At 67.7% G+C, this 1,247-nt stretch carries 2 protein-coding genes; one reads left to right on the top strand and one right to left on the bottom strand.

Annotation, left to right across the window (positions count from 1 at the left end):
* Positions 1-122: 122 nt before the first annotated feature.
* Positions 123-389: a phage regulatory CII family protein gene (locus tag FVW27_RS16290; protein ID WP_167127135.1), complete on the bottom strand. Its 267-nt coding sequence runs from the start codon at positions 387-389 to the stop codon at positions 123-125.
* 478 nt (positions 390-867) lie between these two features.
* Here FVW27_RS16290 and FVW27_RS16285 point away from each other — a divergent pair.
* Positions 868-1,247: response regulator (locus tag FVW27_RS16285; RefSeq protein ID WP_167127132.1), on the top strand; the 380-nt coding region annotated here is incomplete at its 3' end.

Here is a 1,247-nt window from a genome sequence, read left to right as displayed (position 1 = left end):
CCAACGCACGGGCGATCCCGCACGCGGGGCGCGCGCCGTTGCTCGATGACGGCGGAGGGGGCAAGAGGCCGACGTGGAAAGGCACGGGTGGCCCCGCGTGCGCGGGGTGGCCGCCCATGCCCTCAGGGCTGCTTGTCGCCAGCGGAACCCGCCGAGCGAGGCGTGAGTTGATACCCCATTTCCTGGGCCATGTACTCCAATGCGGCCACGTCGCGAGTCACCCGCATGATTTCCAGCAGGGTGTCCGCGCCCAGCTTGGCGCTGTGGTCGTGCGGGTTCAGTTCGCGCATCATGGTGGGATAGGGCTTGCCGATCTGCTGGGCAACCCACTTGGACCGCCGCGCGCCAAGCACGGCGTTCTGGGTGATGCTGGTCACGCTTCTGCGCATGGGCGCTACCTCCTGTCTGCGGTGGTGGGACCGGCGCGCCCCTACCTGTTCGTTGGCGGCGCGCGGAGGGCACTGAACCATGTTAACGCAGAAACCATGAAGACACGGGGTTGTAAACCAGTTGATACGGTATTTTGGGCGTTGAGCGTGACAGTATTTTCGTGGTAGTGTCCCTCTGAATCCAGGTGGGGTGATGCTTTATCAAGTAGGGGTTGTGCGCTTTTTCGGCGGCAAGTCACTGCATGGCGCGGATGTGGGCCGCATCGCCTGGCGTAGCGGAATAGGGCGGCTTGTCTTGCAGGCGGTTGCAGCCGGGCGGGCCAGACACGGGAGCAAGGGCAAAGAGGCAGGACGGTCAGAGCGGCCAGAGTGGCCAGAGCGAGTGGGCACGGGTGGCACCGCACGGGGGATACCCTGTGAAACCATCGGGGCAGGCCCCGGCGCGACGGCGAACCGGGGCGGGGAGTGTGAGGGCAGCATGGAAGGTGGGCGCAACGTGTTCATTGCCGCGCATCAGCCGCTGATGCGCGAAGGGCTGAAGGTGCTGCTGCGCGGTCTGGACGGGGTACGGGTGTGCGGCGAGGCGTCGGACGGGCGCGCCGCGCTGGAAGGGTGCGAACGTTTGGGGGCGGACCTGGCCGTCATCGAATGCGGGCTGCCCCTGCTGGACGGGGTATGCGTGATGCGGCTGCTCAAGCGCCGCCATCCGGCTCGCCGGGTGCTGGCCATTGGCGGGGACGACCCCGCCATGCTGCACCCCGCGCTGGAAGCGGGGGCCGACGGCTATCTGCTGCCGGAAGCCAGCGCCGACGAGGTGCGACTGGCGGTACGGGCGCTGCTGGCGGGAGATCGGAAGAG

Source organism: Nitratidesulfovibrio liaohensis, from assembly GCF_011682075.1.
Taxonomy (GTDB): domain Bacteria; phylum Desulfobacterota; class Desulfovibrionia; order Desulfovibrionales; family Desulfovibrionaceae; genus Cupidesulfovibrio; species Cupidesulfovibrio liaohensis.
The sequence above is the reverse complement of the archived record's forward strand: the minus strand, read 5'-3'. Positions and strand labels throughout refer to the sequence as shown.

What these genes read in the sequence shown, in the direction of transcription:
- FVW27_RS16290 (WP_167127135.1), bottom strand. Translation starts at nt 389, where the DNA reads ATGCGCAGAAGCGTGACCAGCATCACCCAGAACGCCGTGCTTGGCGCG.